Source organism: Geodermatophilus sp. SYSU D00879 (assembly GCF_054050375.1).
In genome coordinates, this window is record NZ_JBJGZF010000009.1 from 63,134 (window position 1) to 77,340 (window position 14,207).

The following is a 14,207-nucleotide window of genomic DNA, read 5'->3' on the forward strand; positions in this document are numbered from 1 at the left end:
GCACATCCGCGGAAGTGCACGTCAACGGGTCGAGCGGGCGGCGGCGGTCTCGGCCATCAGCCGGTCGAGCAGGTCCTGCGGCAGCGCGGCGCCGAAGTCGGTGGCGAACCGGCGCATCGGCATCGAGCCGATCATCTGCAGCATCACCGCCTGCTCGGCGGGTGAGGCGGCGCCGGCGGGCATGGTCGCGATGAGCGCCTCCACCAGCGCGGGGCCCGCGTCCGGGTGGGTGAACCACTCGCCGACCGAGGACTCCATCGTCAGCACCCGCACCAGGTCGTCCCCGGCCAGGGTCACGGTCCGCCCGGCGAGCACGGTCTCCGCGTCGGCGCAGACCTGCACCGCGTACTCCCCGGGCGCCACCACCCAGCCGGACTCGACGACGTCCCAGTACGCGAACGCCCGCCGGTCCAGCTCCAGCGTCACCTCGCGGCGCTCCCCCGGCTCCAGCGCCACCTTGGTGAACGCCCGCAGCTCCCGCAGCGGGCGGCGCACCGGCCCGGCCGTCGTCGACACATACACCTGGACGACGTGCCTCCCGGCCCGGTCACCGGTGTTGGTCACGGTCACCGCGACGGTGGCGGTGTCGGCGCCGGTGACCTCGACCCGCAGGTCCGACGTCGCGAACGTCGTGTACGAGAGCCCGTGCCCGAACGGGTACCGCACCGCCCGGCCCTGCGTGACCAGCCCGCGGTAGCCGACCAGCACACCCTCGCCGTAGACGACCCGCCCCTGCTCGCCGGGGAAGGACAGGGAGCTCGGGGAGTCCTCCAGCCGCAGCGGCACGGTCTCGGCCAGCCGGCCCGACGGGCTCGCGACGCCGTAGAGCAGGTCGGCCAGCGCGCCGCCGCCGGCCTGCCCGAGCAGCGCGCCGTCGAGGACCGCGTCGACGTCGTCGTGCCAGCCCTCCAGCGACACCACCCCGCCGTGGGAGAGGACGACGACCGTCCGCGGCGCCGCGGCGGCCACCGCGCGGACCAGCGCGACCTGCTCGGCGGGGAGGTCGATCGTCGTCCGGTCGAAGCCCTCGGACTCGTCGGCGTCGGCCAGGCCGAGGAAGACGACGGCGACCTCCGCCTCGCGGGCCAGCGCCACGGCCTCCTCGCGGAGTGCCGCGGCGTCGTCGCCAGGACCGAAGCCGGGCGCGAACGGGGGCTCCCGGCCGGCGAGGGCGCGCATCGCGTCGAGCGCGGACTCGACCCGGGTGGCGGTGACGTTCGAGCTGCCGCCGCCCTGGAAGCGGGGCGTGCGGGCCAGCTCCCCGACGACGGCCACGCGGGTGCCCGGGGACAGCGGCAGGGTGCCGCGCTCGTTGCGCAGCAGCACCGCGCACTCCGCGGCCAGCTCGCGGGCCAGGGCGCAGTGGGCCTCGACGTCGACCTCCCCGGCGGGCCCGCCGGCGTAGCGGGCGAGGGCGGCCACCCGGGCGGCGCTCGCGTCGACGTACGCCTCGTCGAGCTCCCCGGCCCGCACCGCCTCGACCACCCGCCGGTTGCCGGCGCCGCGGTCGCCGGGCATCTGCAGGTCCAGCCCGGCGGCGAGCGCCGCGGCGCGGTCGTCGACAGCGCCCCAGTCGGAGACGACGACGCCGTCGAAGCCCCACTGCTCGCGCAGCACCTCGGTGAGCAGCCAGCGGTTCTGCGACGCGTAGACGCCGTTGACCTTGTTGTAGGCGCACATGACCGTGGCCGGCGCCGCCTCGGTGACCACCCGCTCGAACGCCGGCAGGTAGATCTCGCGCAGCGTCCGCTCGTCGACCTCGGCGCTGATCCGCATGCGCTCGGTCTCCTGGTTGTTCGCCGCGAAGTGCTTGACCGAGGCGCCGGCGCCCGCGGCCTGCTGCCCGCGCACGTGCGCCGCGCCGAGGACCCCGGACAGCAGCGGGTCCTCGGAGTAGTACTCGAAGTTCCGCCCGCCCAGGGGGGACCGCTTGATGTTGACCCCCGGCCCGAGCACCACGTGCACGCCCAAGGCCCGCGCCTCCCGGCCGATCGCCGCGCCGATCCGCTCGGCGACCGCGGGGTCCCAGCTGTTGCCCACCGCCACCGCGGGCGGGAAGCAGGTGGCCGGCAGGTTGCGGGTGATGCCGGGGCCGCCGAAGTCGCCCTCCTGGCGGCGCACGCCGTGCGGGCCGTCGGTCAGCACGAGCGAGGGCAGCCCCGCCTCCTCGACCGGCGGGGTCGACCAGAAGTCCTGACCGGAGAGCAGGGTCGCCCTCCGCTCGAGGGGCAGGCCGTCGAGGTCGGTCACGGGAGCTCCTGCGGGTCGTCGGCGCCGGCGTACGCGAACGAGCGCACCACGAGCGAGCCGCGGGCGCACCACGCGCCGCCCAGCCGGCCGGTCATCCCGCCGGCGACCTCGGTGGAGAGGTGGCGCCCGTCCAGCCGGCCGGGCTCGGCGAAGCCGCCGGGCCCGACGACGCCGGCGACGAGGACGTCCGGGCCGAGCGTGGTCGAGGAGAAGTGGCCCGTGGCCGGCTCGGTGCGGATCTCCAGCACCACCTCCGGCCCGCGGCCGGCTGCGCACTCCGCACGGGAGAGGACTACGGCCGCGCCTGGGTGCGGCAGTGGCGGGAGCTCGCCGGCGGCTGAGCCGCCTCAGCTGGCCGCTTCCTCCTCCTCGTCGTCCTCGTCGTCGTCACCCTGCTCGTCGTCGCCCTGCTGGTCGTCCCGGGCCGGCTCGTCGTCCTGCTGCGCGTCGTCGCCGGCCTCGTCCTCGTACTCGTCCGCCGGGCCGGCCATGACGGCGTAGAGGTCCTCCAGGACGTCGAGCGCGGTGTCGATGTCCTCCGGCGCACGGTCGGCCAGCGCCCCGAGGGACTCCACGCGCTCCTCGGTGAGCAGGTCGGGCAGCCGCTCGAGCAGCGTGGCGACCGCCAGCGGCCCCTGGCCGGTGAGCGCCCGGCCGACGCGCAGCAGCGCCCGGACCGCGGCCGCGCCGCGCCCGTTGCCGAGCAGCTCGCCGGCCTGGTCGAGGTTCTCCTCGGCCAGCACCCGGTCCAGGCCGGCTGCCACCCGCTCCACCCGGCCGTCGTCGAGGACCTCGCCGGCGCGGTCGACGACGTGCGGCAGGCGGTCGTCGGCGAGGAGCAGGTCGAGCCGGGCGAGCAGCCGGCCGAAGCGCTCGTCGGCGGGGAGGTCCAGCAGCCGGCCGATCCGCTCGTCGGCCGCCAGGTCCAGCAGCCGCCCGATGCGCTCGTCGCCGGCCAGGTCCAGCGCCTTCGCGACCCGGTCGCCGGTGACGAGCTCGAGCAGCGCGTCGAGCCGGTCCACCCGGTCCGGGGAGGTCAGCCGGTCGATCCCGGCCCCCAGCCGCTGCAGCCGGCCGGAGGAGAGCAGCCCGTCGAGCGCGTCGAGGGCCCGCGGCACGACGTCGGCCCGCGCCCGGACCGAGTCGGCCACCCGGGACATCCCCGCGATCCGGTCGGGGGTGAGGACGGCGACCAGCCGGTCGGTCAGCGCGGCCACCGCGGCCGTCCGCTCGGGGGTCAGGACGCCGGAGAGCCGCTGCACCACACCGGTGGCCGTGTCGACCACGTCGGGCGCCGCGGCGGCCGCCCGCGCCACCGCGGGGCCGACGCCGTCGAGCAGGGCCCGGGTGCTCCGGAGCACGTCGTCGGCCATCGGCAGCAGGTTCTCCGCGCGCGGCAGGGCGGCGCCGAGCGTGCGGACCGACTCGACGAGGGTCCGGGGGAGGTCGAACAGGTCCGCGGGGTCGGGCAGGCGCATTGGCCCCCACTACCCGCGCGGGAGGGCGACTCACTCGCGGGACACGCCCGCGTCCGGCGCGGGCCGGACGTCACGAGCTGTGCACCTCGTCGTAGCCGTAGTCGCCGCCGGGGTCGTCGTGCCCGGTCCGGTCGGCCGGCTCCGCGCCCACCGGGGGCACCGGCGCGCGTGCCGCCCCGGCCGCTGCCTCGTGGGCCATGTCGTAGCCGTAGTCGCCGTCGGAACGCTCAGCCGGCTGGGTCACGGCCCCTCCTCGACGCCGTCGGGAACGTGCGGCCGATGGTCCGCGCCCGGCCGGGGCGCGGGCAAGGGCCGCCGCCGCGGCTCCCGAGCCGGCGGGTACCGGCGGCGGGCCGGACCCGCCGCGCATTGCGCACCGGTGCAGGAGTCGAGCATGGTCGTGCGGGACAGGGAGGGGGACCGGTGAGGGTCGCGCTGTTCGCCACCTGCCTGGTGGACACGGTGGTGCCGCAGGTCGCCCTGGCCACCGCGCGGCTGCTGGAGCGGCTTGGCCACGAGGTGGTCGTGCCGCCGACGCAGGCCTGCTGCGGGCAGATGCACGTCAACACCGGCTACCGGCGCGAGGCGGTGCCGATCGTGGCCAACCACGTGCGGGCGTTCGCCGGCGCGGAGGCGGTCGTGGCGCCGTCGGGGTCGTGCGTGGCCTCGATCCACCACCAGCAGGCGGCGGTCGCCCGCCGCGCCGGCGAGGAGGGGCTGGCCGCCGAGGCCGAGGCGCTGGCCGCGCGCACGTACGAGCTGTCGCAGTTCCTCGTCGACGTGCTCGGCGTGACCGACGTCGGCGCCTACTACCCGCACCGGGTCACCTACCACCCGACCTGCCACTCGCTGCGCCTGCTCCGGGTGGGCGACCGGCCGCTGCAGCTGCTGCGCGCCGTCCGCGGGCTGGAGCTGGTGGAGCTGCCGAACGCGGAGTCCTGCTGCGGCTTCGGCGGCACGTTCGCGGTGAAGAACGCCGACACCTCGACGGCGATGCTCACCGACAAGATGGCCGACGTGCTCTCCACGCACGCCGAGGTGTGCACCGCCGGGGACGCGTCCTGCCTGGTGCACATCGGCGGCGGCCTGTCCCGGCTGCGCTCGGGGACCCGCACGGTGCACCTGGCCGAGATCCTCGCCTCGACGGAGGACGACGTGAGCCCGACCCAGTCCACCCGCCCGGCGGTGCGGGCGTGAGCGCGACCCCGCTCGCGCCGGGCGCCCCCCGCTCCGGGACGACGTTCCTCGGCCTGCCGACGGCGCCCCGCGGCGTCGGCCACCTGCGCGGCACGCAGCCCTTCCCCGACGCCGCCCGCACGGCCCTGCGCGACGGGCAGCTGCGCGCGAACCTCGGCCGCGCCACGACGACGATCCGCGGCAAGCGCGCCGCCGTCGTCTCCGAGGTGCCGCACTGGGAGCAGCTGCGCCAGGCCGGGAAGGCGCTCAAGGCCGCCACCATGGCCCGGCTCGACGAGCACCTCGAGGAGCTCGAGCGGCAGTGCACCGCGCGCGGCGGCACGGTGCACTGGGCGCGCGACGCCGCCGAGGCCAACCGCATCGTCACCGACCTGGTGCGGGCCACCGGCAGCTCCGAGGTGGTCAAGGTCAAGTCGATGGCCACCCAGGAGATCGGCCTCAACGAGGCCCTGGAGAGCGCCGGCATCGAGGCGATCGAGACCGACCTGGCCGAGCTGATCGTGCAGCTCGGCGAGGACACGCCCTCGCACATCCTCGTGCCGGCGATCCACAAGAACCGCTCGGAGATCCGCGAGATCTTCAGCCGCACCATCCCCGGCGTCGACCCCGGCCTGACCGACGAGCCGCGGCAGCTGGCCATGGCCGCCCGCGCCCACCTGCGCGAGCGGTTCCTGCGCGCCCGGGTCGCCGTCAGCGGGGCCAACTTCGCCGTCGCGGAGACCGGCACGCTCGCCGTCGTCGAGAGCGAGGGCAACGGCCGGATGTGCCTGACGCTGCCGCAGACGCTGATCACCGTCATGGGCATCGAGAAGGTCGTGCCGCGCTGGGAGGACCTCGGCGTCTTCCTGCAGCTGCTGCCCCGCTCCTCCACCGGCGAGCGGATGAACCCCTACACCTCGCTGTGGGCCGGCGTGACCCCCGGCGACGGGCCGCAGGAGTTCCACCTCGTGCTGCTCGACAACGGCCGGACGGCGGTGCTCGCCGACGAGGTGGGCCGCGAGGCGCTGCACTGCATCCGCTGCTCGGCCTGCCTCAACGTCTGCCCGGTGTACGAGCGCACCGGCGGGCACGCCTACGGCTCGGTGTACCCCGGCCCGATCGGCGCGGTGCTGTCCCCTCAGCTGACCGGCGTGGAGGACAACGCCTCCCTGCCGTACGCCTCCTCGCTGTGCGGCGCCTGCTACGACGTGTGCCCGGTGGCGATCGACATCCCCTCGATCCTCGTGCACCTGCGCGCCGAGCACGTCGAGGCGCAGGAGCGGCCGACGGCAGAGGCGGTCGCCTTCCGGGGGCTGGCGCGGGTGATGAGCAACCCGCGGCTGTGGCACCTCGCCCAGCGCGCGGCCGGGCTCGGGCGGCTGTTCGCGCGCGGGAAGCCGACGCTGCCGGCCGCGCTGCCGCCCCCGGCCAGCGCCTGGACCCGCACCCGCGACCTGCCCACCCCGCCCGCGAGGACGTTCGTGCAGCAGTGGAACGAGGAGCGCGGCCGGTGAGCGCGCGCGAGGAGGTGCTCGGCCGGATCCGGACGGCGCTGGGCCCCGAGCGGCCGCCGGTCGCCGTCCCGCCGGTGCCGGCGCCGCGCGAGCTGCCGGTGGCCGAGCTGCTGGACCTGCTCGCCGAGCGGGTGGAGGACTACCGCGCCACGGTGCTCCGCTGCGCCCCGGCCGACGTCCCGGCGACCGTCGTCCGCGGCCTGGATGCGGCGCTCGGGGTCGGCTGGGACCCCGCGGGCGTCGTCGTCGCCCCCGGGGTACCGGCCGCATGGCGGCCCGCCGGCGCGACCGAGGACGACGGGAGGCCCGCGGTCGAGCTCGCCGCGTTCGCCGCGACGCTGGCCGGCGTGGCGGCGGCGGTCGCCGAGACCGGCACGCTGGTCCTCGACGGGTCGCCGCTGTCGGGACGGCGGGCGCTGTCGCTGCTGCCCGACGTCCTGGTCTGCGTGGTCGAGGCCGCGCAGGTGGTGCCCGACGTGCCCGACGCCCTGCCCCGGCTGGACCCGGTCGCCCCGCTGACGATGGTCAGCGGCCCGTCGGCGACCAGCGACATCGAGCTGCAGCGGGTCGAGGGCGTGCACGGCCCGCGCACCCTGGTCGTCGTCCTCGCCGGCTGACCCCGCCGCCCGGTCCCGTACCCGTCGTCGACCTGCGGTCGTCTCCCGCGCCCGGAGGCAGCAGCAGGTCGACACCCGGCGCGGAGAGGACTGCCTGTCCCCCGTCCGAGTCACCGGGCGCCTTCGTCCAGATACGGATGGCCCCGGCCCGTGTGAGGGTCCCGCCCGTCAGCGGCGTCCCTCCGGCGTCCGCACGGACGGCGAGAGGGCAGCGGTATGGCGACTGCAGGACCGGAGGGTCCGGGCGGCTGGCACGCGAACCGGGCCGGCCGGGCGACCGCCGCGGTCGTCGCGGCCGTCCTCGGCTTCGGTGGGGCCGCGTTCATCGACACCGCGCTCGCCGACCCGCCGCTGACCGAGGACGGACCGGCCGGCGTGGGGCCGCAGCCCGCAGCGCCATCCGGTGCTGCGGGCCCCGCTCAGTCGAGAGGCTCGGGGTAGGTCGCCCGCACCGCCTGCATGTCCAGGGCGCGGACGGTGTCCACGAGCAGGTCGACCGAGTCCGCGGGGATCCACCCGGGCTCGGCGAAGACCAGCACGCCGTCGCGGTAGACCCGCAGCGTCGGCGCCGAGCGCACGCCCAGCTCGGCCGCCAGCGCGGCCTCGGCCTCGGTGTCGACGGCGGTGAAGCGCAGGTCCGGGTGCCGCGCCGCGGCCTGGTCGAACACCGCGGTGAACGCCCGGCTGGTGCCCGACCGCGACGTCCGGAAGTCGACCAGCACGATGCCCGGCGCGGACACCGTCGTCGCGAAGTCCGCCGCGCCGATGCTCGCCGTCGCCATGTCCGCCTCCCCTTCCCTCCCCCAGTGTGGCCCGGGGTCCACCGCCGCACAGCGGGTGCGACCTGCGGGTCCGCGGGTGACCGCTGCCGTACGCTCCGTGCTCGGCACCCTCGCACAGGGAGCCGGGACGGAGCCGGGGTGAGCACTCACGACGGGACCGGGGACGTCGAGCGCTACCGCTACCTCGCCGAGGTCACCGAGTCCCTGACGCAGAGCCTGGACGCCGGCACCGCCGCCGACCGGCTCGCCCGCCTGGTGGTGCCCGTCCTCGCCGACTGGGCCACCGTCACCCTGCTCGCCGGCGACGGCGCCCCCGGCAGCTCCGCCCGCGCGCACCGGGACCCCGAGCGCCTCGACGACGTCGACACCTACCTCGCCGGCCGGGTCACCGCCCCGCGCGACCAGGCCGCGCTCGCCTCGGTCCTCTCGTCCGGCGAGCCGGTGCAGCTGGAGCGCATCGAGGCCGACCTGGGTCCGGAGTCGATGCCCGAGGGCCCGGTGCGCGCGGCCTGGGAGCGGCTGGACCCGCGGTCGAGCCTGTTCGTGCCGCTGCAGGCGCGCGGGACGGGGTTCGGCGTCCTGTCCCTCGTCCGGTGCGGCGACCGGCCGCCGGCCGGGCCCGCCGACGTCGCGCTCGCCGTCGAGGTCGCCCGCCGCGGGGCGCTCGCGCTGGACAACGCCCGGCTCTACGGCCGCCAGCTGCGGGTGGCCGAGACGCTGCAGCACAGCCTGCTCACCCCGCCGCCGCAGCCGCCCGGCCTCGAGGTCGCCGTCCGCTACCGGCCCGCGGTGTCGCAGCACCTGGTCGGCGGCGACTGGTACGACGCGTTCCCCCGCCCTGACGGGACCACGGTGCTGGTCATCGGCGACGTGGCCGGGCACGGCGTCGAGGCCGCCGCGGCGATGGCGCAGCTGCGCAGCGCGGTGCGGACCCTCGCCTACGACTCCCCCGACGGGCCGGCGCGGACGCTCGACCGCGTCGACCGGGTGCTGGCCGGCCTGCACGTCGGCACGCTGGCCACCGCGCTCGTCGCCCACCTGGCACCCGCGCCCGGCGGCTCCGGCCGGTTGCTGCGCTGGTCGTCGGCCGGTCACCTGCCGCCGCTGGTGCTCGGTGCCGACGACGCGGTGCGGCTGCTGGACACCCCGCCCGAGCGGCTGCTCGGCACCGACGAGCCCGGCCTGCGCCGCGACCACGAGGCGGCGATCGCGCCCGGCGAGACGCTGCTGCTGCTCACCGACGGGCTGGTCGAGGTCGGCCGGCAGGGCATCGACGAGGGGCTCGCGGCCGCCGCCGAGGCGCTGTCCGGGCTGTCCGGGCTGACCGCGGACGCCCTGTGCGACCGGCTGCTCACCCGCGCCCTGCCCGGCCGCTCCGACGACGACGTCGCCGTCCTCGCCGTCCGCGTCCTGCCGGACTGAGGCCGCTCACCCCCGACCGAGTGGTCACCTGCCGGCGTCACCGGTCCGCGGTGACCCCGGCAGCCGACCACTCGACGCCGGTCGCCGGCGTCAGCCCCAGAACGCGCGGACCTCGTCGGCGACCCGCGCGGCCTGGGCGCGGCCGGCGCGGGCGCAGGGCTCGCGGGTGGCGGGGTCGAGCGGGTTGGTGCCGAAGGCGCGCACCGCGTCCTCGTCGGCGAGCACCAGGTGCGCCCTCCCCTCCCGCCGCAGCGTGGCCAGCTCGTCGTCCAGCGACGGGCCCAGCGGGCTGCCGGCGATCCCCGCCATCGGCGCGACGACGAGCACCGTGTCGCAGCCGGCGGCGAGGTCGGCGTTGGTGGCCGAGCGCATCCCGCCGTCCATGAACCGCCGCTCCCCGATCGTGATCGGCGGGTAGACGCCGGGCACCGCGCAGGACGCGGCGACGGCGTCGAGCAGCGGGAGGCCGGTGTCGCGGTCGACGGCGAGGAACTCCCCGTCCGCGGTGTCGACGGCGGTCACCACGAGCCGCTGCGCGGGCCACTCCGGGGACCCGATCCGCGCGCCGATGACCGCGCGCCGCTCGGACTCGGGCATGGTCTGCGCGCGCAGCGCGAGCCCGCCGATCCGGGCGCGCGCGTCCTGCTCGCCGGTCGCACCGGCCAGCGCGGCGGCGAACGAGGCGAGGAAGGCGGCGCCGTCGAACTCCACCGCCCGCTCGGTCGCCGGCACCGGGCCGAGTTGCGCGGCGTAGAGCTCCTCGAGGTCGTGGCCGGTGCGCAGCAGCGTGCCGACGATCGAGCCGGCCGAGGTGCCCACCACCAGGTCGGCGTCCCGGACGTCGACCCCGGCCTCGGCCAGCCCGGACAGCAGCCCGATCTCCCAGGCGATCCCGGCGATGCCACCGCCGCCGAGGACCAGTGCGCGGCTCACCTCAGGACCCGGGGGCGAGGAACGGGAGGACGTCGGCGACGTCCCCGGGCCGGGTGGACTGCACGGGCAGCGGGGTGGCGGACACGGGCGCCAGTCTGCGGGACCCGGCGACGCCGTCGGGGTGCGGGCCGCCCCACCGAGGTGCACGCGGGGCGTGGACGCGATACGCAGGGCACATGAGCGCGGGGGCCGAGCAGCTGCGGGCGGGGGCCCGGCGGGCGTGGGCGGCGCTGCGGCCGGTCCTCGCGGACGAGGCGGTCGCAGCCCTCGGCGAGGCGGAGGCCGACGCCTTCCTCGCCCGCGCCGACCTGGCGCTGTACGACGTCCACGAGCCGCTGGCGATCCTCTACGGGGACGCCGCCGACGAGCTGTTCGCCCGCGGCCTGCGCGCCGCGCTCGCCGCGGCGGCCGAGCGGCCGGAGCCGCTGCGGCGGATCGACCGGCGGCGGGAGATCGACCCGGCGTGGTTCCAGCGGGCCCGGGTGCAGGGCTACGTCTGCTACGTCGACCGCTTCTGCGGCACGCTCGCCGAGCTGCCCGGCCGGCTCGGCCACCTCGCCGAGCTCGGCACCACCTACCTGCACCTCATGCCGCTGCTGCGGCCGCGCGAGGGCGAGAACGACGGCGGCTACGCGGTCGCCGACTACCGCGCCGTCGACCCGCGGCTGGGCACCATGGCCGACCTCGAGGCGGTGGCCGCGGCGCTGCACGAGCGGGAGATGGCGCTGTGCATCGACCTCGTGCTCAACCACACCGCCCGCGAGCACCCCTGGGCGCAGCGGTGGCTGGCCGGCGACCCCGCGTACGCCGGCTTCTACACCGCCTTCCCCGACCGGGAGATGCCCGACGCCTACGACGCGACGATCCCGGAGGTCTTCCCCGACCGGGCGCCGGGCTCGTTCACCTGGGTGCCCGAGGCGCGCGGGGGCGCCGGCGGCTGGGTGTGGACGACGTTCTGGCCGTACCAGTGGGACCTCGACTACACGAACCCCGAGGTGACGCTGGCGATGGCCGGCGAGATCGCCTGGCTGGCCAACCGCGGCGTCGACGTCTTCCGCATGGACGCCGTCCCGTTCATGTGGAAGCGGCTGGGCACCAGCTGCCAGAACCAGCCCGAGGGGCACACCCTCCTGCAGCTGCTGCACGCGCTGACCCGGCTGGCCGCCCCCGGCGTGGTGTTCAAGGCCGAGGCGATCGTCTCCCCCGACGACCTGGTGGCCTACCTCGGCGGCCACGACCGCTACCGGCCCGAGTGCGAGCTGGCCTACCACAACTCCCTCATGGTGCTGCTGTGGAGCAGCCTGGCCACCCAGGACGTCCGGCTGGCCCGGCAGGCCCTGCGCCGGATGCGGCCGATCCCGCCCACCGCCACCTGGTGCACCTACGTCCGCGGCCACGACGACATCGGCTGGGCGGTCACCGACGAGGACACCGCCGCGGTCGGGCTCGACGGGTTCGCCCACCGCCGGTTCCTCAACGACTTCTACGCCGGCCGCTTCCCCGGCTCGTTCGCCCGCGGCGCGCTGTTCCAGGAGAACGAGGCCACCGGCGACGCGCGGATCTCGGGGTCGGCGGCGTCCCTGTGCGGCATCGAGGACGCCCTCGACCGCGACGACCCGGTCGCCCTCGACGCCGGGGTGCGCCGGCTGCTGCTGCTCTACTCGGTCGCCTACGCCTTCGGCGGCGTCCCGCTGCTCTACATGGGCGACGAGCTCGCGCAGCGCAACGACGCCTCCTACCTGGCCGAGCCCGAGCGGGCGCCGGACAACCGCTGGATGCACCGCCCGCCCATGGACTGGGCGGCCGTGGCCCGCCGCGGCGACCCCACCACGGTGGAGGGCCGGGTGTGGGCCGGGATCCGCCGGCTCGGGGAGGTGCGCCGGTCGCTGCTGGCGCTGCGCGGCGGCGTGGAGTCCGCGGTGGTCGACGCCGGCAGCGACGCGGTGCTGGTCTGGCGGCGCAAGCACCCGCGCAGCGGCGCGTTCGTCGGGGTGGCCAACTTCTCGCCGCACCCGCAGCGGGTCGACGCCGACACCGTCACCGGGTTCGGCGCGTTCGCGCAGGTGCACGGCAGCGACGGTTCCCTGCCGGTCCGGGACGGCCTGCTGCTGGTCCCCGGCCTCGGCCACGCCTGGTTCGCCGAGCCCTGACCGGTGCGGACGACGTCAGCCGCGGAGGAACTCCGCGACCAGCGGCGCCAGGACCTCCGGCGCGACGACGTGGCCGGAACCGGGGAGCACCCGCAGCGCGCCCGCCGGGAGGAGGTCCGCCACCCGCCGGGCCACCTCCCGCACGAACGGCGGGCTGTCGCCGCCGACCAGCACGAGCCCGGGCGGCGCCGCGCGGCGGGCGACGTCCTCGGGCACCGCGCCGCCGGTCTCGACGGAGCCGGGCACCGCGATCTCGTACGCCAGCGTCGGGGCGAGCGCGACCAGCTCCGCCCACCGCGGCGTCGCCCGCACCGCGTCGACCACCTCGCCGGGCATGCCGGTGCCGCGGCACCACCGTCCACCGCCTCGTCCCGCTCCCCGGCGGCCAGCAGGTCGAGGATCCCGGCGGCGAAGGCGCGGCTCTCGTCCCGGAACGCGGGGTCGTCGGGCGCGAACGGCGGGTCGTGGAGGACGAACCGGTCCACCGGCAGGCCCGCGGCGACGGCGCGCAGCACCAGGGCGGCGCCGGAGGAGTGCCCGTACAGGGACGCGCGTCCGCCGACCGCGTCGACCAGCGCGGCGAGGTCCTCGACCTCCCGCTCGACCGCGTACGGCAGGGTGTCCCCGCTGTCGCCGCGGCCGCGCCGGTCGTAGGTCACGGCCGTGGCCTGCCCGCCCAGCGCCCGGGCGGTGGGGCGCACCAGCGCCCGGTCGCAGGTCGCGCCGCACACCGTCACCAGCGGCGGCCCGGAGCCCCACACCTCGTAGGCGACGGGGGTCCCGTCCGCCGAGCGGACCGTCTCGTACGTCATGCCGGGGAGACCGGCGGACGGAGCACCACTCATCGGCACCACTGACCGGCACGACACGGAGGAGGACACGTGGCCCGGATGGACCTGAGGGTGCGGCTGCTCGGCCGGCTGGCCGCGCGGGCGTCGATCACGCGGATGGACGACGAGCGGCTGCGGAAGGCACAGCAGCGGCGCGTGCCGCACAACCGGGTCACCGACCTGCTGCTCGGCGGCGTGGCCCCGGGGGTGCGGCTCACCGACGGCACCGCGCGCGGCGAGGTCGGCAAGGTGCCGGTGCGCACGTACCGGCCGGAGTGGGCGACCGGCCCGCTGCCGCTGGTCGTCAACTTCCACGGCGGCGGCTGGGCGCTCGGGAACCTCGACTCCGCGGACTGGCTCTGCAGCTCCGTGTCGGCCACCGTGGGCGCCGTCGTCGTCTCGGTGGAGTACCGGCTCGCCCCCGGGCACCGCTGGCCGGCCGCGGCCGAGGACTGCCACGCCGCCCTGGCCGACGTCGTGGAGCGGGCCGCCGAGTTCGGCGCCGACCCCGAGCGGGTCGCGGTCATGGGCGACAGCGCGGGCGGCAACCTGGCCGCCGTCGTCTGCCTGATGGCCCGCGAGCGCTCCGGCCCGCGGATCGCCCACCAGGGGCTGGTCTACCCCTCGGTCGACCTGACGATGAGCAGCCCGTCGATCGACGAGAACGCGCACGCGCCGGTCCTCACCAGGGCCGACTGCCTCACCTTCCGCGACCACTACCTCGGCGACGGCGACCCGCACCACCCGCACGCCTCGCCGCTGTACGCCACCGACCACGCGGGCCTCCCGCCGGCGCTGGTGCAGGTGGCCGAGCACGACCCCATCCGCGACGACGGCGTGCGCTACGCCGCGGTGCTCCGGGACGCGGGCGTGCCCGTCCGGCTGACCGAGTACGTCGGGATGCCGCACGGGTTCCTCGCCTTCCCGCGGCTGTGCCGGTCGGCGCCGCAGGCGCTGGCCGAGCTGTGCGCGGAGCAGGCGGCGGTGTTCAGCCGCTGACCTCCCCCCTCCGGGTGATGGACCCGCGGGCCGGACCGGTCGATGCAGAGGAGGAG

The 14,207-nt window shown here is 76.9% G+C and carries 13 protein-coding genes and 1 pseudogene; 6 read left to right on the forward strand and 8 right to left on the reverse strand.

The genetic code is table 11. The annotated features are described in order from the left end of the window. Nucleotides 1-21 precede the first annotated feature (21 nt). From ACI79B_RS13445 to ACI79B_RS13460, 4 genes are all read right to left on the reverse strand, one after another. Complete coding sequence (locus tag ACI79B_RS13445; RefSeq protein ID WP_456928515.1) at nucleotides 22-2,250, reverse strand: glycoside hydrolase family 3 C-terminal domain-containing protein; 2,229 nt, start codon at nucleotides 2,248-2,250, stop codon at nucleotides 22-24. After that, nucleotides 2,247-2,498 (reverse strand): hypothetical protein, encoded by a 252-nt coding sequence (locus tag ACI79B_RS13450; RefSeq protein WP_456928514.1) that lies wholly within the window; start codon nucleotides 2,496-2,498, stop codon nucleotides 2,247-2,249. Before ACI79B_RS13450 ends, ACI79B_RS13445 begins: the two co-directional genes overlap by 4 nt. Nucleotides 2,499-2,597: 99 nt before the next feature. Continuing rightward, complete coding sequence (locus ACI79B_RS13455; RefSeq protein WP_456928513.1) at nucleotides 2,598-3,728, reverse strand: hypothetical protein; 1,131 nt, start codon at nucleotides 3,726-3,728, stop codon at nucleotides 2,598-2,600. A gap of 70 nt (nucleotides 3,729-3,798) precedes the next feature. Next, complete coding sequence (locus tag ACI79B_RS13460) at nucleotides 3,799-3,972, reverse strand: hypothetical protein (protein ID WP_456928512.1); 174 nt, start codon at nucleotides 3,970-3,972, stop codon at nucleotides 3,799-3,801. 179 nt (nucleotides 3,973-4,151) lie between these two features. Here ACI79B_RS13460 and ACI79B_RS13465 point away from each other — a divergent pair, with 179 nt between their 5' ends. Genes ACI79B_RS13465 through ACI79B_RS13475 form a run of 3 tightly spaced genes read left to right on the forward strand, consistent with a single transcriptional unit; the run spans nucleotide 4,152 to nucleotide 7,035 of the window. Further along, the gene (locus ACI79B_RS13465) at nucleotides 4,152-4,925 is read left to right on the forward strand and encodes a (Fe-S)-binding protein (RefSeq protein ID WP_456928511.1); all 774 of its coding nucleotides are present in this window, start codon (nucleotides 4,152-4,154) and stop codon (nucleotides 4,923-4,925) included. Continuing rightward, nucleotides 4,922-6,418 carry a LutB/LldF family L-lactate oxidation iron-sulfur protein gene (locus ACI79B_RS13470; protein ID WP_456928510.1) on the forward strand — a complete coding sequence of 499 codons (1,497 nt, stop codon included), beginning with the start codon at nucleotides 4,922-4,924 and terminating at the stop codon, nucleotides 6,416-6,418. Before ACI79B_RS13465 ends, ACI79B_RS13470 begins: the two co-directional genes overlap by 4 nt. Further along, on the forward strand, nucleotides 6,415-7,035 hold the full coding sequence (locus ACI79B_RS13475; RefSeq protein WP_456928509.1) for a LutC/YkgG family protein: 621 nt from the start codon (nucleotides 6,415-6,417) through the stop codon (nucleotides 7,033-7,035). The genes ACI79B_RS13470 and ACI79B_RS13475 overlap by 4 nt, the downstream gene beginning before the upstream one ends. A 419-nt stretch (nucleotides 7,036-7,454) precedes the next feature. Here ACI79B_RS13475 and ACI79B_RS13480 read toward each other — a convergent pair whose 3' ends face one another. Continuing rightward, nucleotides 7,455-7,817 (reverse strand): thioredoxin family protein, encoded by a 363-nt coding sequence (locus tag ACI79B_RS13480; protein WP_456928508.1) that lies wholly within the window; start codon nucleotides 7,815-7,817, stop codon nucleotides 7,455-7,457. Between the two features lie 138 nt (nucleotides 7,818-7,955). Here ACI79B_RS13480 and ACI79B_RS13485 point away from each other — a divergent pair, with 138 nt between their 5' ends. Further along, nucleotides 7,956-9,239 (forward strand): PP2C family protein-serine/threonine phosphatase, encoded by a 1,284-nt coding sequence (locus ACI79B_RS13485; RefSeq protein WP_456928507.1) that lies wholly within the window; start codon nucleotides 7,956-7,958, stop codon nucleotides 9,237-9,239. 90 nt (nucleotides 9,240-9,329) lie between these two features. On the opposite strand, the gene ACI79B_RS13490 is transcribed toward ACI79B_RS13485, so the two are convergent. Continuing rightward, a complete protein-coding gene (locus tag ACI79B_RS13490; RefSeq protein WP_456928506.1) occupies nucleotides 9,330-10,172 on the reverse strand; it encodes a patatin-like phospholipase family protein in 843 nt (280 codons plus the stop codon). Between the two features lie 176 nt (nucleotides 10,173-10,348). Between ACI79B_RS13490 and ACI79B_RS13495 the strand changes: the two genes are divergently transcribed. Next, entirely contained in the window at nucleotides 10,349-12,322 is a 1,974-nt protein-coding gene (locus tag ACI79B_RS13495) for an alpha-amylase family protein (protein WP_456928505.1), read from the forward strand. Nucleotides 12,323-12,337: 15 nt separating this feature from the next. Here ACI79B_RS13495 and ACI79B_RS13500 read toward each other — a convergent pair whose 3' ends face one another. Together ACI79B_RS13500 and ACI79B_RS13505 are read right to left on the reverse strand one after the other, a co-directional pair. Next, a complete protein-coding gene (locus tag ACI79B_RS13500; RefSeq protein WP_456928504.1) occupies nucleotides 12,338-12,658 on the reverse strand; it encodes an alpha/beta fold hydrolase in 321 nt (106 codons plus the stop codon). After that, nucleotides 12,553-13,167 (reverse strand): annotated as a pseudogene (locus ACI79B_RS13505) (alpha/beta fold hydrolase); the annotation flags it as partial. The gene ACI79B_RS13500 and the pseudogene ACI79B_RS13505, both read right to left, overlap by 106 nt. Nucleotides 13,168-13,212: 45 nt before the next feature. Between ACI79B_RS13505 and ACI79B_RS13510 the strand changes: the two are divergent. Next, on the forward strand, nucleotides 13,213-14,151 hold the full coding sequence (locus tag ACI79B_RS13510; protein ID WP_456928558.1) for an alpha/beta hydrolase: 939 nt from the start codon (nucleotides 13,213-13,215) through the stop codon (nucleotides 14,149-14,151). The last annotated feature ends 56 nt before the right edge of the window (nucleotides 14,152-14,207 follow it).